The 21,314-nt window shown below is 70.3% G+C and carries 25 protein-coding genes and 1 pseudogene; 11 read left to right on the forward strand and 15 right to left on the reverse strand.

Features of this window, described 5'->3' with window-relative positions; all coding sequences use genetic code 11:
* Positions 1-6 precede the first annotated feature (6 nt).
* Together ABH925_RS18030 and ABH925_RS18035 are read left to right on the forward strand one after the other, a co-directional pair.
* Positions 7-1,014, forward strand: a complete 1,008-nt coding sequence (locus tag ABH925_RS18030; protein ID WP_370149088.1) for a hypothetical protein — start codon at positions 7-9, stop codon at positions 1,012-1,014.
* Positions 1,015-1,103: 89 nt separating this feature from the next.
* Positions 1,104-1,375 (forward strand): annotated as a pseudogene (locus ABH925_RS18035) (transposase); the annotation flags it as partial.
* A 56-nt stretch (positions 1,376-1,431) separates the two neighbouring features.
* On the opposite strand, the gene ABH925_RS18040 reads toward ABH925_RS18035, so the two are convergent.
* The 3 genes from ABH925_RS18040 to ABH925_RS18050 form a co-directional block, all read right to left on the reverse strand.
* Complete coding sequence (locus ABH925_RS18040; protein ID WP_370149233.1) at positions 1,432-1,611, reverse strand: hypothetical protein; 180 nt, start codon at positions 1,609-1,611, stop codon at positions 1,432-1,434.
* Positions 1,608-2,246 (reverse strand): sortase, encoded by a 639-nt coding sequence (locus ABH925_RS18045; RefSeq protein ID WP_370149090.1) that lies wholly within the window; start codon positions 2,244-2,246, stop codon positions 1,608-1,610. The genes ABH925_RS18040 and ABH925_RS18045 overlap by 4 nt, the downstream gene beginning before the upstream one ends.
* A gap of 774 nt (positions 2,247-3,020) precedes the next feature.
* Positions 3,021-3,548, reverse strand: coding sequence for a hypothetical protein (locus ABH925_RS18050; RefSeq protein ID WP_370149091.1), 528 nt, complete (start codon positions 3,546-3,548; stop codon positions 3,021-3,023).
* A 131-nt stretch (positions 3,549-3,679) separates the two neighbouring features.
* Between ABH925_RS18050 and ABH925_RS18055 the strand changes: the two genes are divergently transcribed.
* Positions 3,680-3,853, forward strand: coding sequence for a hypothetical protein (locus ABH925_RS18055; RefSeq protein WP_370149092.1), 174 nt, complete (start codon positions 3,680-3,682; stop codon positions 3,851-3,853).
* Between the two features lie 92 nt (positions 3,854-3,945).
* On the opposite strand, the gene ABH925_RS18060 is transcribed toward ABH925_RS18055, so the two are convergent.
* The gene (locus tag ABH925_RS18060; protein ID WP_370149094.1) at positions 3,946-4,467 is read right to left on the reverse strand and encodes an ATP-binding protein; all 522 of its coding nucleotides are present in this window, start codon (positions 4,465-4,467) and stop codon (positions 3,946-3,948) included.
* A gap of 497 nt (positions 4,468-4,964) precedes the next feature.
* Between ABH925_RS18060 and ABH925_RS18065 the strand changes: the two genes are divergently transcribed.
* Entirely contained in the window at positions 4,965-6,050 is a 1,086-nt protein-coding gene (locus ABH925_RS18065; RefSeq protein WP_370149095.1) for an ice-binding family protein, read from the forward strand.
* On the opposite strand, the gene ABH925_RS18070 is transcribed toward ABH925_RS18065, so the two are convergent.
* Entirely contained in the window at positions 6,040-6,351 is a 312-nt protein-coding gene (locus ABH925_RS18070) for a hypothetical protein (RefSeq protein ID WP_370149098.1), read from the reverse strand. The genes ABH925_RS18065 and ABH925_RS18070 overlap by 11 nt on opposite strands.
* A 619-nt stretch (positions 6,352-6,970) precedes the next feature.
* Between ABH925_RS18070 and ABH925_RS18075 the strand changes: the two genes are divergently transcribed.
* Entirely contained in the window at positions 6,971-7,699 is a 729-nt protein-coding gene (locus tag ABH925_RS18075) for a peptidase inhibitor family I36 protein (RefSeq protein WP_370149100.1), read from the forward strand.
* Between the two features lie 622 nt (positions 7,700-8,321).
* A complete protein-coding gene (locus ABH925_RS18080) occupies positions 8,322-10,223 on the forward strand; it encodes an IPT/TIG domain-containing protein (RefSeq protein ID WP_370149101.1) in 1,902 nt (633 codons plus the stop codon).
* A 607-nt stretch (positions 10,224-10,830) separates the two neighbouring features.
* Here the strand turns inward: ABH925_RS18080 and ABH925_RS18085 are convergent.
* Positions 10,831-11,487, reverse strand: coding sequence for a TetR/AcrR family transcriptional regulator (locus tag ABH925_RS18085; protein ID WP_370149103.1), 657 nt, complete (start codon positions 11,485-11,487; stop codon positions 10,831-10,833).
* A gap of 86 nt (positions 11,488-11,573) precedes the next feature.
* On the opposite strand from ABH925_RS18085, the gene ABH925_RS18090 reads away from it, so the two are divergent.
* Positions 11,574-12,275 (forward strand): class I SAM-dependent methyltransferase, encoded by a 702-nt coding sequence (locus ABH925_RS18090; protein WP_370149105.1) that lies wholly within the window; start codon positions 11,574-11,576, stop codon positions 12,273-12,275.
* Positions 12,272-12,490 carry a hypothetical protein gene (locus tag ABH925_RS18095; RefSeq protein ID WP_370149107.1) on the forward strand — a complete coding sequence of 73 codons (219 nt, stop codon included), beginning with the start codon at positions 12,272-12,274 and terminating at the stop codon, positions 12,488-12,490. The genes ABH925_RS18090 and ABH925_RS18095 overlap by 4 nt, the downstream gene beginning before the upstream one ends.
* Here ABH925_RS18095 and ABH925_RS18100 read toward each other — a convergent pair.
* Positions 12,437-12,835 carry a hypothetical protein gene (locus tag ABH925_RS18100; protein WP_370149109.1) on the reverse strand — a complete coding sequence of 133 codons (399 nt, stop codon included), beginning with the start codon at positions 12,833-12,835 and terminating at the stop codon, positions 12,437-12,439. The genes ABH925_RS18095 and ABH925_RS18100 overlap by 54 nt on opposite strands.
* Positions 12,836-12,874: 39 nt before the next feature.
* Between ABH925_RS18100 and ABH925_RS18105 the strand changes: the two genes are divergently transcribed.
* Entirely contained in the window at positions 12,875-13,258 is a 384-nt protein-coding gene (locus tag ABH925_RS18105; RefSeq protein ID WP_370149111.1) for a hypothetical protein, read from the forward strand.
* A 166-nt stretch (positions 13,259-13,424) separates the two neighbouring features.
* Here ABH925_RS18105 and ABH925_RS18110 read toward each other — a convergent pair whose 3' ends face one another.
* Genes ABH925_RS18110 through ABH925_RS18120 form a run of 3 tightly spaced genes read right to left on the reverse strand, consistent with a single transcriptional unit; the run spans position 13,425 to position 14,181 of the window.
* Complete coding sequence (locus tag ABH925_RS18110; RefSeq protein WP_370149114.1) at positions 13,425-13,631, reverse strand: hypothetical protein; 207 nt, start codon at positions 13,629-13,631, stop codon at positions 13,425-13,427.
* Positions 13,628-14,008 (reverse strand): hypothetical protein, encoded by a 381-nt coding sequence (locus ABH925_RS18115; RefSeq protein ID WP_370149116.1) that lies wholly within the window; start codon positions 14,006-14,008, stop codon positions 13,628-13,630. Before ABH925_RS18115 ends, ABH925_RS18110 begins: the two co-directional genes overlap by 4 nt.
* Positions 14,005-14,181 carry a hypothetical protein gene (locus ABH925_RS18120; RefSeq protein ID WP_370149117.1) on the reverse strand — a complete coding sequence of 59 codons (177 nt, stop codon included), beginning with the start codon at positions 14,179-14,181 and terminating at the stop codon, positions 14,005-14,007. Before ABH925_RS18120 ends, ABH925_RS18115 begins: the two co-directional genes overlap by 4 nt.
* Positions 14,182-14,322: 141 nt before the next feature.
* Here ABH925_RS18120 and ABH925_RS18125 point away from each other — a divergent pair, with 141 nt between their 5' ends.
* Entirely contained in the window at positions 14,323-15,585 is a 1,263-nt protein-coding gene (locus ABH925_RS18125; protein ID WP_370149118.1) for a Twin-arginine translocation pathway signal, read from the forward strand.
* 35 nt (positions 15,586-15,620) lie between these two features.
* Positions 15,621-15,914: a 4a-hydroxytetrahydrobiopterin dehydratase gene (locus tag ABH925_RS18130; RefSeq protein WP_370149229.1), complete on the forward strand. Its 294-nt coding sequence runs from the start codon at positions 15,621-15,623 to the stop codon at positions 15,912-15,914.
* Positions 15,915-16,256: 342 nt separating this feature from the next.
* Here ABH925_RS18130 and ABH925_RS18135 read toward each other — a convergent pair whose 3' ends face one another.
* The 5 genes from ABH925_RS18135 to ABH925_RS18155 form a co-directional block, all read right to left on the reverse strand.
* Positions 16,257-19,607 (reverse strand): LysM peptidoglycan-binding domain-containing protein, encoded by a 3,351-nt coding sequence (locus ABH925_RS18135; protein WP_370149119.1) that lies wholly within the window; start codon positions 19,605-19,607, stop codon positions 16,257-16,259.
* Between the two features lie 6 nt (positions 19,608-19,613).
* Positions 19,614-20,027, reverse strand: coding sequence for a hypothetical protein (locus tag ABH925_RS18140; RefSeq protein WP_370149121.1), 414 nt, complete (start codon positions 20,025-20,027; stop codon positions 19,614-19,616).
* Complete coding sequence (locus tag ABH925_RS18145; RefSeq protein ID WP_370149123.1) at positions 20,020-20,562, reverse strand: TadE/TadG family type IV pilus assembly protein; 543 nt, start codon at positions 20,560-20,562, stop codon at positions 20,020-20,022. The genes ABH925_RS18140 and ABH925_RS18145 overlap by 8 nt, the downstream gene beginning before the upstream one ends.
* Entirely contained in the window at positions 20,559-20,942 is a 384-nt protein-coding gene (locus ABH925_RS18150; RefSeq protein ID WP_370149125.1) for a TadE/TadG family type IV pilus assembly protein, read from the reverse strand. Before ABH925_RS18150 ends, ABH925_RS18145 begins: the two co-directional genes overlap by 4 nt.
* Positions 20,943-21,079: 137 nt before the next feature.
* The gene (locus ABH925_RS18155; protein ID WP_370149127.1) at positions 21,080-21,295 is read right to left on the reverse strand and encodes a hypothetical protein; all 216 of its coding nucleotides are present in this window, start codon (positions 21,293-21,295) and stop codon (positions 21,080-21,082) included.
* Positions 21,296-21,314: the final 19 nt, after the last annotated feature.

Raw genomic sequence — 21,314 nt, forward strand, 5'->3', positions numbered from 1 at the left:
GCAACCATGCTGCTGGGAGCGATGGCGGCGCTCTCAATTCTGCTCGTCCCGTCGATAGCGGGGTCGGCGGCTGCGGCACAGAAAGGCTCACAGGCGGTCGCCGAGGATGACACGAGCTACATCCAGCAGCTTCTCAACAACCCAGTCAATGGCGTGGTGAACCTGCCGTACCGCGCCCCTTCCAACCCGTTCATCATCAGGCCCGTACTCACAATCCCGCGGGGCGAATTGATCAACGGGGGCGGTACGACCCTCAAGGTCATGGCCAACTACGGCAACTACCGCGCCGTTCTTACAGCTCCGGCAACCACAGACCTTTCCGGCCTCACGATCAGGGGCGTTGTCTTCGACCAAAATTCGTCAGGCAATCCAATTTCCGGCACCTGCGCCTCGGCTGCGTCGGTAAACTGCCTGTCGCCGGCCTCGCCTCGGTTTGTTCTCGACATGCTCTCCGGCACAGGGATAACCATAACCTCGGATGTGTTCGTCAACACCAACAATACGAACACAATCGTCACCGGAAGCGGAACCCATAGTGTCATCCTGTCCTACGATACTTTCTCGGCCATAGACACTCCCTGGCATGATCACTCGTCCGTCTACACGTCAGGCACCGGTACGGAGATCTACGGCAACACATTCAACGGCAATGCCGCCGTGGCGGCGGCCATCGAGGTGCACGGCGACCAGGTAAATATAAGCAGCAATAAGATAAGCGGCTACTATCGAGGGATCAACATCGTAGCCTCCGACACCACCCTCTCAAACAACTACGTCTATTCCGCTGCGAACGTTATCGATCTCTTTTCGGTCACTGCACCAAGCCTTCACAACGTAACAATCACGCAAAATTCGATACAGCTGAACCCCGCCTACTGGCGACAGGTGATGCAATCACTCGGCCGTGCCATGCCGGCGCCGGCATATACCCAATTCGTCATCTATGACGCGATTTCAACTTACCCGTTCACCAATATCACCATCTATGGAAACAAGTCGATACCCCTCCAGTGAACCGCTCTCCGTCGTGCGCCTGACGGGTGAAGTGGTGGCCGGGATGCGTGGGACGTGGAGCGCCTCTGTGGGAACTCAAGCAACGGCAGCGATTGGCAAGGGAACCGCGCTCATGGTGGATGGCACCGTCGTACCGGCCCGTGACCACGTCATCGCCGAGCAGTCGAAGAACTATCGGTACTCCACCAACCACCAGGTCATCATCGACGCCGACAGCCGGCTGGTCCTTGTCGTCGGACACCCGGTGCCGGGCAACCGCAACGATTGCGCGGTCTGGCCCGAGTGCAGCGCCGGGGCAGCCGTCGGCAAGACCACAACAATCGCCGACTGCGGCCACCCGGGCACCGGACTGGTCCTCCCGCCGCACAGCGCGCCACCAGCCGGCGGCGCGCTGTGCGGCGGGAGGCGCGAGCTCGTTCAGGCCCCGTTCTGGCCGACCGTGGGATTGCCGTTGAGGGCCGGGCCGAGGTGCTGCATCAGCCAGGGGAAGCCCCAGTTCCAGAGGAACCAGGCCATTGCCGCTGCGAGCAGGAGCAGCAGCGCGGCCCGTAGCCAGGCTGGCCCGGGGAGCGCGTGGAAGAGCCAGGGGACGATCACTGGGTGGGCTCCTTCGCGGTTCTGACCAGGGTGGCGAAGACGATGAACCGGCCTGAGGAACCGTAGCGCGGCGTGCAGGTGGTGACGGTGAACAGTCCCGGTTTCGGGTCCGCGCCCCGGCCCTGGTCCGGCCGGAGCACCGAGACGTCGGACGGGTTGGTCTGTTTGGTGCCGGTGACCTGGTAGATGTACTCGGCGGACGCGGTGTCGACCAGGATTTGCCCGCCCACGCGGATGTCGTCCGGCAGGTCCGCCAGGGGTTCGAAGCCGGTGTTGGACGAACGGTGCCCGGCCACCGCGAAGTTGCCAGGGCGGCCCGGCTCCGTGGTCCCGGTGTAGTGGGCCAGGCCCTTACTGAGCTGTTCGAAGCCGGTGCCCTCGTAGACCGGGTACTGCCAGCTCGCGCCGAGCGCCGGGATCCGGATCAGTGCCACGGCCCCGTCCGGCACCGAAGTGCCGGACCGGAAGGCGTGCTGGATCCGCTGGTTGGTGCGCTGCTGCGCGGCAGTCGGCAGGGGGCTCTGCCCCCAGTACAGCCAGGCCGCAAACAGTCCGACGACCGCGCCGACGACGATCAGCAGTTCACCGAGGAGCGCGAAGGCAGCACGGACGGCGGACACGGGCCTGGTGACCAAGGTGTGTATCGCCTCCGTGTCGGCGCGGTCCGGTTGCTCTTCGAATGGGGCGTTTGCCACTCGGCGTGCCCGCCTGTGACTGTTGGAGTACTTGGCAAGTGGCCAGGTTGCCCGGTAGGGGCGTTTCGCACAGGATCCCTCGCTGCGGGAGCCGGCGGCGTTCATCCGGCTGGACGAGGCCGCGCTCGCGGTGGCACGTCCCACGGCTCCGACAACGCCAGCCCGGGCCCGGCGCTGACCGCCTTGTAGGGCGGCTTGAGCGCCTTCAGCTGCGCCTTGGTGCCGACCGGGGGGCGGTCATCGGCTGCGCGCCGAAGTCGGGAATGGGCTCGGTCTTGTCCGACATCATCTCGCGCCGACCCCGCCGGTCCCGAACCCCGGCGCGCAGCCGGAACAGCGTGCCGCCCAAGCACTCCCAACCGCCCCCAGCCGCTGCTTCCGGTCCGGGCGATGATGGAGAAGTGACCCCGCGGGTACCGGCCGTGAGCCGAGGCGCTGAGCCGGTCGACGCCTGCTGACCGGTGAACTCCGGCAGGCGATTCACAGAGCCCACCAGGTCCTGGCTCACCTCGCCGACCGTGTCCGCACCGCCCACCAAGGCCGCGTCTGGATAGCCCTGGGCCACACCGGCTGGGGGGACCTACCTCGAAGCCGAACTGAAGAGGCGCACAGGGCGTGGCGTCACCTCGGGACCGGAGGGCATCCAGGGGCCCGAATCCATCGCAGGCCGTTGAGGAGCATTGCTTCCGGGATGTGCTTGCCCGGGCTGGTGCTTTACCGTGGCTCGCCTGCAGGCTGGGCGAGGGACCGCAGGGCCATGCCGCAGTCTCGGTCGAGGAACAGCCGGTACTGCAGGCAGCCGCGGCACAGGACGCCATCGATGGCGTCTGCGACCGGTGTGGGGTGCGTGCAGACGTTGCAGGTGCCGTTCGTCCAGCGGCAGGCATCGAGGGGGCGGCGAGCCAATACGGCGCCGGTGAGGGATGGCGGGGTCTTCGGGCAGATGCAGCCAGCGGCCACGGTCTGGTCGAGGCCGAGCGCGGGCAGCGTCACGAACGAGCCGAGGGACAGGAAGCGACAGCTGTCCGGCCATGCTTCGGCCACCGTGCCGAGGGTGATGAGGCAATGCGTCTGCCAGGACCGGGCGGAATGGATAACCGGGCCGATCCGGTGGGGATGGTCGGCGCCGAGCCGATCGAACAGGCGCGGGCCACGGCCGGCAGGGATCGCCACGACGTCCCAGAACACGCCCGCCTCCTCGGGCAGGCCGCCCGCCCAGGCGAGCGGGTAGAGGTCGAACATCGCCCCCCGCCTGACCGGCACGCCACCGAAGCGCTCCCATCCGCCCCACTACCGAACCCCAGATCCCGGTGAACTTCCTACGGACGCCGCGTTGCTGCGCGCCCTGGGAGTCGACGGGATGGTCGCCGCCCGTGGGCTGGCCCGGGCTCATCGCGCCGGGGCTCGGCTGCACCACGACCACGACCGTCGGCGTCACGGTGGCCGCCGACGGCGGACAGCCTGCTTCCGCCGTGCGGCGGCGCTTCGACGTGGCGCTTCCGGGACGCTCGCCAGTGCGACTCGACGACACCGCCGTGCTGGGCTGAGCCGGGTCTCTGGTTGAGTCTATTCGCGCTGCTTGACGCCGGAAGGTCGTTCTTGTTGCCACCCGTGCCTGTGTTCGCGTGGCGGGCGGACCTCAGCTCTTGAGGGCCTGTGCGATCTGCAGGGCGGCCTGGGCGGGCGTGAGGTGCGTGGTGTCGACGACCTCGGCCTCGCCGTGTAGCCATGTGCGGGCCGCCTGGGCGTAGGGCTCAAGGTATTTGAGGCGGAATGGGGAGGGGCCGAGAAGAGTGTCCCCCTCGATGCGCCCGCGGAGGGTGTCCTGGTCGGCGTGGAGGACGAAGTGCCGTACCGGAATGGCATGGTGCGCCAGGCCCGTGCTGATCTCGCGCCAGTACGGCTCGACCAGGACGGTCATGGGCATCACCAGGGTGCCGCCGGTGTAGTCGAGTACGCGGCGGGCGGTCTCGACTACCAGTGGCCGCCACGGCGGCCAGTGCTGGAAGTTGTCCGTCGCGGGCAGCCCTGGCGTGATGTCCATGAGTGCCTCGCCGACCTTCTCGGCGTCGAACACCCGCGAATCCGGGATCAGCTGCTGCACGAGTGCACCGGTCGTCGTCTTGCCTGCGCCGTGGGTGCCGTTGAGCCATACGATCATGGGATCCAACGCTAGCGCTGTGCGGGCCGCGAGAACGGGCACCGCAGAAATCCGGTACGGCTCCGGCCGCGGCGGCCTGAACCCCGGGCCTGGCCGGGCACCCGCGTTCGGCGCGGGCCTGGCGGCGGACACCGGTACCGGCGGCAAGGCCGCACGCGACTACCGCTGCTGGGCGATGCTCGAGGTCGCCGCGGACGACACCGAGGGACAGGACGGCACCAACCCCTTGGTGCCGCTGGCCCGTCTGGGGAGTGGGCCGTGCGTGACGTCATCATTCCGGGCGTCGCACCGCGAGAGTGAAGCGGTCAAAGGTGGCGAGAATGGTTGATCACGCATCGTCTGTCGTATTGAATTCTGAATACCGGGAACGGTACAGGTGGGCGGCGATTCGCCGCAAACAAATATTTGCATACACCCTAAGGTGATATTGACGCCTATGTATGAGACTGTGAATTTCGAAATGCTCACTCGACGTCAACTCAGCGAAAGGAACCCCCATGTCGCCCACTGGTACGGCCCTCACGGACACCCCTCGGAGGATTGTCGCAAGATCCCGGCTGGCGCTGGGCCTGGCCCTCGCCTGTGCGACGACCGCCCTGATCGGTGTAGCTGCGCCTCCGAGCGCGAGTGCGGCCACGCCACCGAGCGCGAGTGCGAGAGCGGCCACGCCACCGGTCTCGCTGGGCACCGCCGGAAACTTCGCGGTCCTCGCCGCGTCGACGGTCACGAACACCGGTCCCACCACGATCAACGGCGACCTCGGACTGAGCCCGGGTACATCGGTGACCGGCTTTCCCCCCGGGCAGCTGAACGGGACCCAGCACGTGGCCGACGCTGCCGCGTTGCAGGCCCAGAACGACCTGACCGCCGCGTACAACGACGCGGCGGGGCGCCCGACCACGGCCACCGTCCCGGTGGAGCTCGGCGGGACCACTAAGACGCCCGGCGTGTACGACTCGCCCGCCGGCACGTTCGGGATCACCGGCACGCTGACCCTCGACGCCCAAGGCGACCCGAATGCCGTCTTCATCTTCAAGACTGCATCCACCCTCATTACCGCGTCCGCGAGCAGCGTGAACCTTGTCAACGGCGCGCAAGCGGCCAACGTCTTCTGGCAGGTCGGCAGCTCTGCGACGCTCGGAACCTACTCCACCCTCCAGGGCAACGTTCTGGCCCTCACCTCGATCACCGTCACGACGGGGGCGACCGTCGACGGCCGGACGCTGGCCCGCAACGCTGCGGTCACACTGGACAGTGACACGATCAGTCGCACGACGCCCGACCAGGCGCCCGCCACTACCACCACCAGCCTGACCACCTCGGCCGACCCCACGCCGGCGAGTCAGCCGGTCACCTTCACTGCCGCAGTGGTGACCGGGTCCGGGACGGTCGTCCCTACTGGCCTCGTGGTGTTCATGGACAGGTCACGGCTCATCGCCGTCGTCCCCCTCGACAGCACCGGGCACGCGGCGTTCACGACCTCCACCTTGACCGTCGGCCTCCACCTGATCAGGGCCGCCTACCTGGGCGCGGGCGGGTCCGCCCCCAGCGCCTCACCTACGGTCTACGAACTCATCCAGTAGAGCGCCTCTCTTTGAAGGCGAACGGGTGCCATCCGGGGCTGGTGGGCTCCGCCTCGCCGAGGTCGAGGGCGTGGTGGCCGGCCTGGGTGAGGGCGGCGGTCCACTGACGTCCGCGGCGGTCGGGTTCGCCGGATTCGTCGAGGGTGACCAGGCCCATGGTGGCCAGGGGCTTGAGGGTGGCCAGGTGCAGGCCGGCTGTTCCCCGCTCTGCGGGCAGTCCGTGCTCCTGGAGACGGCGGAGTTCTCCGAGCGCGTCCCACTGCCGCGCGGTCAGCAGGGGATCGGAAGTGTCATGGTGCACCCGAGGATCCTAGGCACCGCTGGTCCGTGACGCCGGGCCGGGTTGCTCGTTGGTCCGGGGGAGACCATCCCCATGTGGTCGTGCTGGCCGGGGCGGCGCTGTGATTCGTGTCCGTGTGCCGCCCCGGCCACCTCTGCCCGCGCTCCGGCGTCCTTCCGTCGCGGTCACCAGTGCCGCCGGGGTCCTTCCGTTCTCCCTTCCGTTCCGGCTTCCGGGCGCCCCATTGCGTCCTGCGGTCGAATCGGGTGCATCCGGGCAGGTCGGAACCGGTGTGCGCCCAGCAGGAAGGCGACGACCACGCGGCCCGGCAGCAGTTGGAACGGACCTGGCATTGGCCCTGCGTGGTGCCGTGGTTGGGTGGCGCGGTTGCGTCAATCGATCGGTGAAGACTGGCCAATTCGGGAGCGAGGCGGTGCGGAGTTCAGCCCGATCGACTACGAATGGTGACAGTTCGGTCGCGCAAAGCATCGGCGGTGTCCATGGCGGTTCCCATGGCCGCGTCTTGCCGGGTGCCGTCCTGGACCGGTGCCCGATGCGGCCATGCCCCGAAGGACTCCGGCGGATGTGGGGCCGGCCGCACCTGTCCGGACACATCAGCCGTCAGCAGGAAGGCGAACACGTGAGTGACGAGAAGGCGCAGCTGATCCACGGTCAGGGGGAAGAGGCGTGCCCCGAGGGAAGTTTCTGTCTCTACCGTCACGTCAACTTCAATGCCGGGGGAGGCGGTGACCAGATCCTGGCCATTCCGTTGGGCACCTATGTCAACGACTTCTCCGCGTACGGTTTCGACGACAGCGGTGACGGGGTGAGCAGTGTCGTCAACAGGACCGGCGAGGACAACGCGCTTTTCTCGGCCGCCGATCAGCGGGGGCATTCGCTGCCGGTGGACCGCAGGTCCTCGATCGCGAACCTGGCGCGGATCGCCATGGCCGACAGCCCGAACGGCAGCTGGAACGACCAGGCCCAGTCGGCGCTCGCGGCCCCGTTCCTGGGGAACCTGGTCGTCGAGCAGTCCTTCCTCAGCAAGTGGCAGGACTGGGAGACCCAGAAGTGGATCTACTCCTACCGGATCACGGTGCGTGCCCAGGAGACGCGCGTCGTGAAATGGGCGCTCGGCTTCGGTGACCTGCCCGGGGGAACCGCGCTGTACAAGGGCTTCACCAACGTCTTCTGGGGCCGGATCCTGCAGGACGGCACCGACGGAAGTGTCCTGCTCGCCTCCCCCGACGGCGGCGGGCACACGATCGACCCCGGCGCCGACCTGCGCATCGACATCCAGGTCCTCTACCCGGACCAGGACCCCGCTCACGAACACCTCACGAGCCTGAACGCCCAGCACCTCGGCTGAGGAGTCGGGGCGGGCATCCGGTCACGCGCGCGGCCTGCAGCCGCGGTCGCCTCCGAGGCCGCCCGGCTGCAGGCCGCGGTGATGGTGTCTGGCTGGTGCGGTAGCCGCGCGGGTTCACCGGGTGGTGGTTCATCTCTGGCGGGGCGGTCGGGTTGGCCTGGTCCGGCGCCTGCCCCGCGGTGCCCTCCCGTGGCGGTGCTGCTCGCGGTGCATCTGGATGAACGGCCTTGTCCAGTGCGCCGTGCGGCCGGACCGCGGGATTCAAGTGGCCAGCCGGAAAAAAGAGACATGGATGGTCAATATCTTCCGTAAGTGGTCTTCGGGGTGGATTTTCCAGGTTGGATTCACCGCTTCTGCACCGTGTGGGCACATGCCGATGACATGCTCAGCGATGACGCAGGTAGGCCAACTTTCTTGTCTGTCGCCTGATTTGGAGGCTGTCGCGGCCCGGTCCCGGTCCCCGCCGCGCGGCGTGCGAGGGGGCGAGGGGGCGAGGGTCCGTGTCCGGCGGTGGATCGGCCGCCGGGCGGTTCGGTCCGCCCCGTGCGACCGCACCGTCGCGGTTTCAAGGGGGCCCTTCGGTCCCCGCTGCGGCGGCTCGGATACGGAGGAGGGAGACCCCGTGTCTTCGATCATGCAACCGCCGCGTGCCCACTGGCGCGCCCGTATCACCGCCCTGGCCGTTGCCGGCGCGCTGGGGGCCGTGGGGCTTGGCGGCTTGTCCGCCCCGGCCGCGCAGGCGGCCCCGGCAGGTTTGACCACCGCGTATGTGACCAACCAGAGCGCCGGGACCGTCTCGGTGATCAACACCGCCACCGGTGCCACCACGGCCACGATCCCGGTGGGCGCCAACCCGTTCAAGGGTGTGCTGAGCCCCGACGGGTCGCAGCTGTACGTCGCGAACTTCTCCAGCGCCAGCGTGTCGGTGATCTCGACGGCCACCGATACTGTCACCGCCACCGTGCCGGTGGGCTCGAATCCGGCTTACGCCGCGGTCAGCCCGGACGGCGCCGACGTGTACGTCGCCAACCTCGTCAGCGGCACGGTGTCGGTGGTCTCCACGGCCACCGATACCGTCACCGCCACCGTCACCGGCCTGAGCGTTCCCACCGATGTGGTCGTCAGCCCCGACGGCGCGACCCTGTACGCGGTCGGCAGTAACACGGTGTGGGTGATCGACACCGCCAGTGCCGCGATCACCGCCACCATCACCGGAGTGACCGGCGCCGACCACAGCGCCCTGAGCGCGGACGGATCCACTCTCTACGTCACCACCAGCGGGCAGCGGAAGCTGGATGTGGTCGACACCGCGACCCGTACCCTGACCGGCAGCATCGGCACCGCGACCTCCACCACCCTGGTGGCCCTGAACCCGGCGGGCACCACCGCCTACGTCAGCAGCCAGAGCGGCAACGACGTCATCGTCATCGACCTGGCCACCGCCGCGGTCACCACCACGATCCCCACCGGCGCCTTCCCCTCCGGGCTGACGTTCGGCCCCGACGGCACCCTGTTCGCGGGCAACCAGGACGGCAACACCGTCTCGCTGATCGACCCGGCCACCAACACCGTCACCGGCACCCTGGCCACCACCTCACCGTCCTCCATCGCCCTGACGTTCCTGCCCGCACCGGCCGTCACCGCGATCAGCCCCAGCAGCGGCCCACTGGCAGCCGGCACCCCGGTCACGATCACCGGCACCAACCTGGGCGGTGTTACCGCGGTCACTTTCGGCGCCGACGGCCCGGCCACCGACGTGTCCTGCACCGCGACCACCTGCACGGCCACCGCCCCGGCCGGAACCGCCGGAACCGTCGAGGTGACCGTCACCGGCCCCGGCGGCACCAGCACCACCAGCACCGCCGACCAGTACACCTACATCGCCGCCCCCGTGATCACCTCGGTCGCCCCCGCCACCGGACCCCCGGCCGGCGGCACCGTCGTCACCATCACCGGCAGCAACCTGACCGGCGCCACGATCACCTTCGGCGCCGGCCACCGCGCCACCGCCGTGACCTGCACCGCCGCCAGCTGCACCGCCACCGCCCCGGCCGGCTCCATCGGCACCGTCGATGTCCAGGCCGCCACCACCGGCGGTACCAGCGCCACCAGCAGCGCTGACCAGTACACCTACGCCGCTGCCGACCTCGCCGTGGCCCTGGCCGCCACCGGCGTCCCCGGACTCTTCAATGGACACATCAACTACACCATCACCATCACCAACAACGGGCCCTCCGCCCTGGCCTCGGCCACCATCACCGCGACCCTGCCCACCCCGATGACCGCAACCAGCAGCGACTGCACCCCGGCCAGCGGCCACGTCATCTGCACCCTGGGCGCCCTGGCTGACGGGGCGAGCACGACGCGCACCTTCACCGTGCCCATCGGCCTGCTCACCCTGGGCTGGCCCTACGCCGTCACCGCGACCCGCACCGCCAGCACCCCCGTCGACCCCAACCCCGCCAACGACAGCGCGACCCGCACCTGCACCATCGTCACCTCACTCATCATCAACTGCAGCTGACCGCAGGTCCCCCCGGGGGCCCATACCGCCGGGCTCCCGGGGCACGCGGCCATCGCCAGGCCCGGCGGGCGCCGCCGGGTCTGCCCGCTCACTGCTGGTTGCCGGCGCCCCCCGGGACCACGGGGTGGACCCAAAGTGTGGTGACGGTGGGGAAGAGCCAGGTCAGCGGCGCGGACAAGGGGGTTCGGCGGGGCCGACTGCTTCCTGTACGGGTGTCCGCTCCCGCCGGAAATCGTGAAGGCGGCTGAGGGCAAGGCGGTTGTCCCCACTCCCGGGACCCCGCTCTGCTGCGCCACCGGGTCCGCGCGCGGGCGACCTGGGCGGTGGCGGGGGTGATGGGGAAGGCTGGCTGGTCTCGCGCAGGGAGCTGACCTGGCACGCGAGGCGCTTGGAGGACAGCGCGGCCGCCCGGGAGAAGGTGGCGGGCAGCCGCGGGGAAGAGGCCCCCGGGCTGCTGCTGCGGGCGCGGGAGTTGCCGGTCTCCGTGCCCGCCGCGGGCCGGCGTCGGGCGGGGCGGGGCGGGGTGGGTGATCCTGGTCTGGCCGGCAGGGGGAGGTCATGTTGTGGTGTGGGGGGCACTGGTGGGGTGTGGCTGTTCGCGGGGTGCTCAGGTGGGTGGGTGTTGTGTCGGCGGTTGTGCCGTGTGTGGGGTGAGGAGTCCTGCGGCCATGGTGGCGATGGCGGTGTCGAGGTGGTCGCGGGTGTCCTGGGGCATGGCGGCCAGCCGTAGCGGGCGGGCGGAGATCAGGGAGAGCAGCAGCCAGGCGACTGCGTCGGGGTCCGCGTCCGCGCGGATGTCGCCTGTTGTCTGGCCGTGGCGCAGTGTGTCGGCGAGTGCGTGGGCGATGCGGCGCACAGCGGCCTGGCCGGCCTGTGCGACGGCTGGTTCGGCGGCGGGGGCCACTGAGTCGGCGAACAGGACGCCGAGTGAGCCCTGGGCGTGCATCTGGTCGAGGTGGGCGGGGGAGAGGGCCTGGGCCACCAGGGTGGTGACGGGGATCCCGGTGGCTACGGTGTCGGCGAGTTCGGCGCAGATCCGGGTGGCGGCGAGGTCGACCACGGCAGCGAACAGGGCCGCCTTGGAGCCGAAGTTCTGGAAGACGACCGGCTCGGTGACGCCGACCCGGGCGGCGACTTCGGAGACTTTGCCGCGCTGGTAGCCGCGTTCGGCGAACACCTTGATCGCGGCGTCCAGGATCGAGGCGCGCCGGTCCTGGGCGCTGAGGCGGGTGCGGCGCGGCTTGGCGGGAGTGGGCGAGGTCACCCGGTCATCGTAAACGGCTCTTGCCAAGGAAACTTAGTGGCGACTAAGGTCAGTGTTCTTAGTCGCCACTAAGTTTGGGGAACGGTATGGAACTGGCACGCCTGCTGCACGGAGACCCGCAGACCGACACCGACGGCATCACCATCGCCCACGGCCGGGGCTACGAGCTCTTCGGGACGCTCGCCTTCGGCGGCCGCCGCAACCACGTCTTCACCCGGCTCGCCGAGATCAGCGGCGCCCGCCCCGGCGACCGCGCCCTGGACCTCGGCTGCGGGACCGGCTACCTCACCCAGCGCATGGCCACGGCCGTCTCCCCCGCGGGCAGCGCGCTCGGCATCGACCCGTCCGCCCAGGTCGTCGAACACGCCCGCAAGCTGGCCGCGAAGCAGCCCAACTGCACCTTCGAGCGCGGGATCGCCGAACAGCTCGACGCTGCCGACGACTCGTTCGACGTCGTGGTCAGCAGCCTGATGGTCCATCATCTGCCCGCACCCGTACGCCCGCAGGCCGTGGCCGAGATGTACCGGGTACTACGCCCCGGCGGACGCCTGATGATCGCCGACTTCCGTCCCCCCAGGGGCCGCGTCGGCCGCCACCTGGTCGGCGCCGTCACCGGACCCGCGATGGAAAACAACCCGATCGACCTGCTGGAGGCACTGGTCCGCGACGCCCGCTTCGAGGAGGTCAGCGCCGGGGACCTGCACCCGTGGATCCGCTACGTGACCGCGGCCAAGCCCCCCACCCGCACAGCCGCCGCCAAGCCCGCCACCCGCGGCGCCGCCCGATGAACCGCCAGCCCGCCGGCCTGCGCGCGGTCCGGCTCGCCGCAATCCCGCTGGCCGCAGTCGGCCTCGGCCTGCACCTGTGGCTCGGCACCAAAGCCGGCCTCGCCATCGCCGCCGCAGGCCTGCTGGCCCACCTCGCCGCCGGCCTGCTCGGCCGCCGCTGGCTACGCCGACGCGACCGGGCCGGATCCGACCGAGTGACCAGCCACCAGCACTGACCACCTCGCGCCGACCACGGCGCGAACTGCGACCGAGGGCAGGTCTGGATCCGGGCCCCGCACGGGGACCCGGATCCAGCTGCTGGTGGCGGTCATCGGGCTGGGCAGGGTGGCGGTGACGGTGGCCGACGTCAACGCGGAGGGGCCGTTGTCGGTGACGGTGATGGTGTAGTTGATGTGGCCGCCCAGCAGGCCGGGCACGCCGATGGCGGCCAGGGTGAAGCTCAGGCCGGCGGTGGCGTAGGTGTAGTGGTCGCCGGGCACGGGGGCGCTGGTGCCGCCGGGGGAGGTGACTTCGACGCCGACGGTGCCGCTGCCCCAGCCGGGGTTGACGTGGGTGACCACGGGGCGGGCAGGAACAGCAGGGCGATGGAGGTGGGGGCGATGGTCGTCCGTGCCCTCCTGCCGCTGAAGCTGGCCCAGTACGGCGATCCACTGCCCAGCGTCGACCCTGCGACCTTCGGCCAGGTGGACCAGGGCACTACTGTGGCCACCGCACTGCCCGCCGCCGACCTCCAGGTCCCCGTGTTCACCGCGGAACTCGTGAAGGCGGCCAGCGGCCACGTCATCTGCACCCTGGGCGCCCTGGCTGACGGGGCGAGCACGACGCGCACCTTCACCGTGCCCATCGGCCTGCTCACCCTGGGCTGGCCCTACGCCGTCACCGCGACCCGCACCGCCAGCACCCCCGTCGACCCCAACCCCGCCAACGACAGCGCGACCCGCACCTGCACCATCGTCACCTCACTCATCATCAACTGCAGCTGACCGCAGGTCCCCCCGGGGCCCCACACCGCCGGGCTCCCGGGGCACGCAGCCATCCCCAGGCCCGGCGGGCACCGACCGGGCCTGCCCGCTCACTGCTGATTGCCGGCACCCTCGGTTTCGACTTCGCCGGTGCGTGGCGTGGACGACACGCTGCCCGGGCTTGTGTTCACCGTGGCTCGCCTGCGGGCTGTGGGAGGGACCGTAGGGGCATCCGGCAGTCCCGGTCGAGGAACAGCCTGTACTCCAGGCAGTTGCGGCAGGCGGGCACGTCGACGGCGTCGGCCACCGGCCTGGACTTCGAGCAGATGCCGCAGGTGCCTGCCTCCCAGGAGCAGGCGTTGAGGGCGGCGGTGTCGTCGGGGTGGAGTTTCATGAGGGTTCCCCAGGGTTGATGTCGAGGGCAGCGGCGAGCCAGGTGGCGCCGGTGAGGTGAAGGTCTGTGTCGTAGAGGTCCGCGGTGGGTGGCTGTAGCCACGTTGCGAGGCGGGTGCTGACGCCAAGCGCGGGCAGCGTCACCCACACCCCGGCGGTGAGGAGACGGCAGCCGCGCGGCCACGTGTAGTACTGGCGGCCCGCGCGGATCAGCCAGTACGTCTGCCCGGAACTCGCCGAGTAGGCGACGGGTCCGAGACGATGGCGGCCTTCGGCGGCGAGCGTGTCGAACAGCGGCCGGCCACGAGTGGCGGGGATCGCTACGATGTGCCAGGCGTCACCGATCCTGATCATCTCCGGGACGGCCAGCACGGTCACGACGCCCCGTCCTGGTGCTCCGGGCAGGCTGCCACGGCCCACGTGAGCGGCTCGCCCGGCCGGGCCTCGGTCTGGCCGTGGCCGGCGGGCAGCAGCTCACCGTCGTCCTTGGTGCACACGATGCAGGCGAGGGCATGGAGTTGGGCGTCGGCGTATCCCGCACCCGCAGGCACACCACTGGCTGATGAATGTGCGACCAAATGGTCACGTCCTGTACTCACATACGCCAGCATGGAGACAGAGCTTTCCGGCCACGAGGCACGGCACCGTCATCTGTGCGGCATCTTCGCGGCATCACCACGCAAGGGGACCCCGTGGCACGCGACGATCAACCCCATGGCGGCAACAACCGGCTCCGCGCCGCACGCCTCAAACAAGGACTGCGCTCCCAGAACGAAGCCGCCGCAGCGATCAGCCTCGCGGGACAGCGCGTCCTGGAAGACCCCCACTTCGACGTCGCCGTCCGCACCTACCGCAAGTGGGAGTCGAACGACCCCGGCTGGCCCCGCGCGGACTACCAGGCCGCCATCGAGGCCACGTTCGGGCAGCCCGTGACCCGGCTCGGCTTCGACACCCCCGACGACTACCCCGTGGACAGCACAGAGGACGACGTGGAACGCCGCAGCTTCATGTCGGCCACCGCCGCAGCACTCACCGCCGGACCGATCCCGCCCCGGCAAGTCGACCCCGACCTGATCCCCTACTTCCAGCAGCAGCTCGAAGGCCACTACCGGGCGGACATGATGCTCGGGCCGCTCGACCTCATCGGCACCGTCTCGGAGCAGTACTCCCTGATCGATCGCCTGTCCCGCAACGCGACCGGCGACACCCGTCGGGGCCTGCTGCGGTCCGGTGCCGCGTATGCGGCGCTGGTGGGCTGGCTGTACCAGGACGCCGGGGACCTGGCTGCAGCGGCGTTCTGGCGGGGTGTCACGGGTGAGATAGCGGCACGGTCCCGGGATGCCCAGTTGGTCGGCTACGCCCTCGTCAACCACGCTTCCGTGCGGACCGACCTTGGGGATGGTGTCGGCGTCACCGACCTGTGCGAGGCGGCCCTCGCGAACCCCCGCAACCTCGCCCCCAAGGTGAGGGTAATGGCGCTGCAGCAGCAGGCCCACGGCGCGTCCCTCACCGGCGACCGCAGCAGCGTCGACAAGCTCCTGGCACAGGCCGGGCGGCTCATCAACCGCGTCGACGATGAGCTGCCCTGGGGCAACGCCTGCCGCCGAACCCCCGGGTACCTCGAAGTCCAACGCGCCACCTGCTACGGCAGACTCGGCCTCCACGCGGAAGCCGCCGACCTCTGGACGCAGGTCATCGGCCCCGCCTCCGGTGTGGGCCGGCGCGACTCCGGAGTCTGGCTGGCCCGTCACGCCACGGTGTGCGCCAGGGCCAAGGCCCCCGATCAGGCGGCGGAGATCGGCGCCCGTGCGGCGCAGATCGCTGTGGAGACCGGCAGCGCTCGGATGCGGCGGGAGTTGGGAGCCCTGTCGTCGGCGATGCGGCCGTGGCAGGATGCCCCGGTCGGGCGGGAGCTGGCGCAGGCTCTCGCACCAGCACTGGAAGGGGCATCGTGAGCAGTGACCCGGTGGCACTGAACGGGATCGAGATCATGCTGCGGATGGACGAGGTGCCGCTGTGGGAGCGGACGGGCAACGAAACGATCACGCGCCTGTTTCCCGTCCGCTACCACGCCGGGGTGGCGCTGATCGTCCACGTCGCCGACATCAGCAGGCTGACGCACCACCACGCCGACATTCACCTCACGTTCGACGGCGTCCGGTTCACCCTCACCACCCACGATGCTGGCGGGAAGCTCACGGCCGCCGACTTCGAGCTGGCCAAGCGCATCGACGCGATCGCCGCCGGGCACGCGCAGGCCTGGGATCTCGGCCCGATCTCGTAGCCCTGGCCCGCGCGTCCTGTCGGTGCCGCCTGCGACAATGGATCATGTGCCCACGCCGCGTATCCCGCCCGACCTGATAGCCCTGCAACACGCCAGCTGGGCGGCCGAGCAGCGCAGGGTCGCATGCATGGGTGCTCACCGGAACCGACACGGCGCCGGAGCAGCATCGCCCAGGGGGCTGCACTGCCCGCGAAGGGCCGCCTGCAGGCCAGGCAGAGGGCGGCTTCCAGGTCGCTGACGCCGGCGGGGCCCCGTGCGAGGCCTCGCTCGGCGAGTTTCTCGATGCGTGCCCAGTCGCAGGGCAGCTGCTCGTGGAATTGTGGGCGGGTGTTGTCGCTGGGGTCAGGCACTTCCCGCGTGGTGCTGCTCGCGGTTGTAGATGTCGGTGATCAGGGCCTGGGTTGCGGGTTGCATGTCGACGTTCAGGGGCCGTAGTGCTTTCTGGAGTTCGGTGATGACGCGGGCGAGTTCGGTGCGGCTGCCGCGGCGGTGTTCGAGGGTGATCCAGTCGCGGAACAGGACTTCGGCGGTGGGGTTGACGTGCAGGCCGGTGCCGATGGCTGTGCGGGCGGCGTCCCAGTGGTGGGTGGTGATGCGCCGGGCGGCGAGGGTGTGGGCGACGTCGGTGATCCGGGAGATCATTTCTTGCTGTTCGGGCATGGCCCAGGAGGCGTTGCTGCCGGCGAAGGGGCGGCCTCGGACCAGGGCGAGTGCGGATTCCAGGTCGCCGGTGCCTGCGGGGCCGGCGGCGAGTCCGCGTTCGGCCAGGCGCTGGAACCGGGTCCAGTCGCAGCGCACCGCGACCAGGCGCGGGTAGGTGGCGGTGCGTGAGACGTAGGGCAGGTAGGGGGTGCCGTCGGGGGCGTTGCCCCACAGCTTGCGCAGTTCCGAGGTGCGGGCCACCACGGTGCGGTGCTCCCAGGGGGTCATCGGGTCCATGGCCTCGGCGATGGCGTCAGCCGTGCGCTGCGGACGCAGGTAGAGGTAGGCGGCGAACTCCGCCAGCCGGCGGCCGCGACCACTGGAACCCAGCCCGGTCACGTCCAGCGGCCCCAGCACCAGGATCTCGGGAGCATTGAGCGCCGCCGGATCGGCCGGGTCGTGATGTTCAAGCGCCTGGCCTGGCTCGGGTACGGGCGCGAGCTCAGTCTGCCGGTCGCCGTCGTCGGGCACGGCCCCATCCGGCGCGGTATCGGCAGTGGGTGAGTCCGCGTCAGGCACCGTGATACTGGCGCGGGCCGGGGGCAGGAGGGGCACGGCTGCCGGTCCCGCCCCCGGCGACGCCTGGTGCTGGGTGAAGGCCAGAAACGGCGTCAGCCCCGGCCCAGCACCGGCGTCGGCGGCCGCCTGCTCGTCCGGTACCTGCGCGGCTTCCTGCTGCGCTGCTTCGGCTTCGAGTTGCTCCACGCTGTGGGGCACGTGGATCCAGGCTCCCTGGGCCGGTCGAGCCGGTTGTTCGGTGGTCCGCAGGTCGGTCATGAGCTGCTGGTATTCGGCGTCGGTGACGCGCTGCAGCACGACGGGTGAGTCTGGGACCGGACTGGGTTGGGGCTGTGCATTGGTGCAGTCCAGGTGTGGGGCGTCGGGGAACAGGGAGTCGAGCCCTTCGCCGGCCAGGACCAGGGCGATGGGTGCGTGGGGGACGCGGGCGATCAGGTCGGCGAGCTGCCAGGCGTCGCGTTCGTCGGCCTGGTCGGCGACCACCAGCAGCCAGGGCAGCGGAGTATCGGCGTCCTGGTGGGCGGTGAGCAGGAGTTCGGCCAGGTCTTGTACGGCCTCGCTGAGGCGGCGCAGGTGCTGGACGCGGCCGGTGTGCACGATCGCCGGCAGGTCCGGGTCGGTGATTCCGGCACACATCACCTGGACCTGTTCTCCCCACGGGCAGGTGGCGGCGTCCAGGGCGATGGAGCGGGCGACCTCGCGGACCTGCTCGGTGGGTCCGTCGAGGAGCACGGTGCGTACCTGGGCGAGGTCGGCCAGCAGCATGCCGTGCTCGGGCTGGCGGCCGAGGACGGCGAGCAGCGGGTACGGCGGGTCGACCCGGTCGGCTTCCTCGTCGCTGAGCAGTGGCTCGGCCGGGTCGAGCTGCCACCATCCGTCGGCGCCGGCGGTGAATGGCGCCAGCGGGTCTGCGTCGGCGTGCAGCTGGATGCCCAGGGGTGTGATCCGTGCACCGTCCACGTCTGGCAGTGGGGTGTCGGTCGGCAGGCGGGCGGCCAGGGTTCGCAGTGCCCGGTCCAGCAGCTCCGCGGTGGGTGGTTCGGCCTGGTGGATCAGGGCGTGCTCCAGGGCACTGGTCTCGTCAGGGACCGCGATGGTCTCACCGGGGCGCCGTTCGCGCTGCTGCAGGGCGCGTTTGACGCCGTATCCGGTGAGCAGCCCGGCGGCCAGCAGGGCCGCGATCCCCGCGCCTACCTGCAGCGGCAGGCTGGAATCCGATGCCGTGGCGGGTGGTGTCGAGGGCTGGGGTACCGACGCGGGCGCGGGTGAGGTGGCGGTGCCGACTCCCGCCGGCGGCGCGGATGCGTCGGCCGAGGGCGAGGTGGTGGCTGCCGGGGGCGGGCTTGTTGGGGCCGGCGACGCGGTTGGGGAGGTTGAAGAGGTGCCGGGGCGCGGGATGGTGGCCGTGTTCCCGGCAGAGCTGCCGGCACCGGAACCGCTGCCGCCACTGACCGGCGCGGGTGCGGGGGTGCTGCTGATCGGTGCGGTGGGTGCGGGGGTTGTCTGGTTGGGCTGGGGGATCGTCAGTTCCCAGCCGGGGTCGATATGGTCGGGATTGGTGAGGTGGCGGCCGTCGGGTTGGAGGGTGCCCGTGCTGGCGGCGGCGATCGTCGGGTAGGCGTCGGCGTTGCCCAGGTCGTCCTGGGCGATCTGCGACAGCGTCTCCCCGGGCCGAACCCTGTGCGTGTGTTCGGGGCTGGCCCCGTGGAGCGGGCCGCCATCCTCGGTGTGCGAGTGCTGTGAGGCAGAGGTCGTGTGGTGGTGGCCCTCGCGCGTCTCGTGTGCCTTGGTGGCGGGGACGTGGGCGGACGCGGGCAGGCGTAGCGTCCAGCCGGGCGTGAGGTGGCTCGTCGAGGCGGTCAGGGCGGAGCCGTCGCTTTGGACGACTCCCTGGTTGGCGGCCACGATCTCGCGCCAGCGCATGCCGTCACCCAGGTAGTGCTCGGCCAGGTTCCACAGTGTGTCGTCGGGGCGGACGGTGTGGGTGAGTCCGCTCCACGCGGCTGTCGAGGTGTGCGTGGCGTGCAGGTGCTGGGTGGCCTGCTGCGGGGTGCGCGTGGTGGCGTGGGGCAGGTGCAGGGTCGCTGCGCTGGCCGGCGCGGCCGTGGCGGCCAGCGCCCCGGTGGTGGGCAGGAGTAGCACGATACTGCTGACGAGCAGTGCGGCCAGGCGCTGGGTGGCGCCGAGCGCCGCGATCCGGGGAGCGCTGCGCCGTCGCAGTGCGGCGGCGGTCTCGACGGCGAGGGACAGGGTGAACGAGGCCCAGGCGCACCAGCCGAGCAGGGTGATGGCGCCGAGGAAGAGTTGTCCGTTGTCGGGGCCGGTCAGGGCGTGGGTGGTCTGGGCCCAGGTGGGCCACTGGGCGGGCAGGACGCCCAGGCGCAGCAGGGCGATCGGCGTCCCGGCCAGGAGCACTGCCAGGAGCAGCAGGGCGGTCAGGGCGCGGAGTGCGGCCAGGGGACGGTTCGTCATGGGAGGTCAGCCTCCTGGTTGGTACACGAGGGTGGCGCTGCCGTTCCCGGTGACGTCGGTGGACCCGAAGAAGCTGAACAGCGGGGTGTAGTGGTCGACGACGCTCACCTTGAGGGTGTTGGTGGCCGGGTCCAGGGTGACGGTGCCGGTGACGCCGGCGCTGTGCAGGTAGGACTGGGCGGCGGTGATGGCCTGGGTGTTGTCGATGGTGATGCCCTGCCCCAAGACGGCCTGGCCGACGTTGATCGACTCGGCCCCGGACCGTGCTGCCTCCTGCGCGGTGCCCTCGGCGTGAGCCAGGGCCTGGAGCCTTCCGCCGCCGTCGACGACCAGAGCGAGTATCGCGAGGATCCCGACCATCGTGATCGCGGTGAACAACGACAGACTGCCACGCTCCGAACCCTCCCCGGGTCTACGCATCCGGACCATCGTGCCCACCCCCGTTGCCTGCGGTCGTCAGTGACACCACGTCAGGGTGCCTGGATCCGAGAGCGCGTTGGCGGTACGGGTCGATCGCGGACGTGAACGTCCCTGTCATGATCTTGGTCCCTGGAAGGCCTGGAAATGCCACGTCGGCGAGGTTGACCTGGCATTTTACGGTCACCGTGACCGTGGCGGGCTGCCCCAGGGGAGCGTTGAAACCGTCGACCGGAACATCGACTGAGGTGCTGGAGCAGTGGATCCCCTGGGCTGCCAGGGCGCTGGTGGCGACCTGCAGGGCGGTGGCCTGCGCGGTGGTGGCGTTGCGTTGCAGCGAGGCTGCGCGGGCGGCGTCGCGGGCCGCGTCGTCCACGGTGCTGCCCGACAGGTAGATCCTGCCTGCGGCGATGACCAGCAGCAGGATCATGATTACCGCCGGGGCGAGGATCGCCAGCTCCAGCGACAGGGCCCCGCCGTCGCGGCGCGCAGCCGCCCGACCGGTTCGGCTGAGGTGGCGGAGGCGGTGGAGGGTCACGGCGCGGGGACCTCCTTGGCGCCGGTGGCGGTCTGCGACAGGGGCAGGGACAGGCCGGGGATCCAGGTGTCGACGTGGCCGGTGACGGTGATCTGCACCTGGGTGCCGCTGCTGGTGGTGACGCTCTGGCCGGTGATGCTGCCGCCGGTGCGTTGCAGGAGGTCCCAGGTGCGGGCCTCGCCGTCGCTGAGCGACGCTCCCTGGACGCGGGCGGCCTCGACTCCTTGCTGGGCGGCGGTCAGCGCGACGTCCCGCGCATACAGGAACAGGCCGGCCTGGATGGTGGTGAACAGCAGCAGCATCACCACCGGTGCCAGGAACGCGAGCTCCAGCGACAGTGCCCCGCGATCCGCAGTACGGGCGTGCCGGTCGCCGATCACGTGAGGGCGCCTCGGCCGGAGCTTCGGAGCATGGTCCGCCGTCGCCAGACCTCGGGGTCTGGGCAGGGTGAGGGGACGCGGCATCGGTTCACCTCCTTGAGGCGCGTGGTGGAGGGTCTGGGTGGGCCGACGGCGTGTCAGCCGATGGCGGCGCCCTTCTGGGTGGCCTTGGCGATCAGGATCGCGACGATGGCCACCGCGATCACGACCAGGGCGCCGACCAGCAGGGCCAGCTCGATGGACAGCGCGCCCTTGTCCGGCTCTGGCTGGCGCTGCCGTACGAACGCGCGCAGTTGGGCGGTGCGGTGGCGGGCAGCGGTGAACAGTGCCTGCAGCGTGGGGTCGAGGTGCATGGGCAGGGCCTTTCCGGGT

The sequence above is a fragment of the Streptacidiphilus sp. EB129 genome (assembly GCF_041262645.1).
GTDB lineage: Bacteria > Actinomycetota > Actinomycetes > Streptomycetales > Streptomycetaceae > Streptacidiphilus.

Excerpts from the sequence above, each read along its gene's own strand:
- ABH925_RS18110 (WP_370149114.1), bottom strand. The coding sequence starts at position 13,631 with ATGAAACTCCACCCCGACGACACCGCCGCCCTCAACGCCTGCTCCTGG.
- ABH925_RS18155 (WP_370149127.1), bottom strand. The coding sequence starts at position 21,295 with ATGCACCTCGACCCCACGCTGCAGGCACTGTTCACCGCTGCCCGCCAC.
- ABH925_RS18135 (WP_370149119.1), bottom strand. The coding sequence starts at position 19,607 with ATGACGAACCGTCCCCTGGCCGCACTCCGCGCCCTGACCGCCCTGCTG.
- ABH925_RS18090 (WP_370149105.1), top strand. The coding sequence starts at position 11,574 with ATGGAACTGGCACGCCTGCTGCACGGAGACCCGCAGACCGACACCGAC.
- ABH925_RS18140 (WP_370149121.1), bottom strand. The coding sequence starts at position 20,027 with ATGCGTAGACCCGGGGAGGGTTCGGAGCGTGGCAGTCTGTCGTTGTTC.
- ABH925_RS18105 (WP_370149111.1), top strand. The coding sequence starts at position 12,875 with ATGGTCGTCCGTGCCCTCCTGCCGCTGAAGCTGGCCCAGTACGGCGAT.
- ABH925_RS18050 (WP_370149091.1), bottom strand. The coding sequence starts at position 3,548 with ATGTTCGACCTCTACCCGCTCGCCTGGGCGGGCGGCCTGCCCGAGGAG.
- ABH925_RS18130 (WP_370149229.1), top strand. The coding sequence starts at position 15,621 with ATGCTGCGGATGGACGAGGTGCCGCTGTGGGAGCGGACGGGCAACGAA.
- ABH925_RS18060 (WP_370149094.1), bottom strand. The coding sequence starts at position 4,467 with ATGATCGTATGGCTCAACGGCACCCACGGCGCAGGCAAGACGACGACC.
- ABH925_RS18065 (WP_370149095.1), top strand. The coding sequence starts at position 4,965 with ATGTCGCCCACTGGTACGGCCCTCACGGACACCCCTCGGAGGATTGTC.
- ABH925_RS18095 (WP_370149107.1), top strand. The coding sequence starts at position 12,272 with ATGAACCGCCAGCCCGCCGGCCTGCGCGCGGTCCGGCTCGCCGCAATC.
- ABH925_RS18030 (WP_370149088.1), top strand. The coding sequence starts at position 7 with ATGCTGCTGGGAGCGATGGCGGCGCTCTCAATTCTGCTCGTCCCGTCG.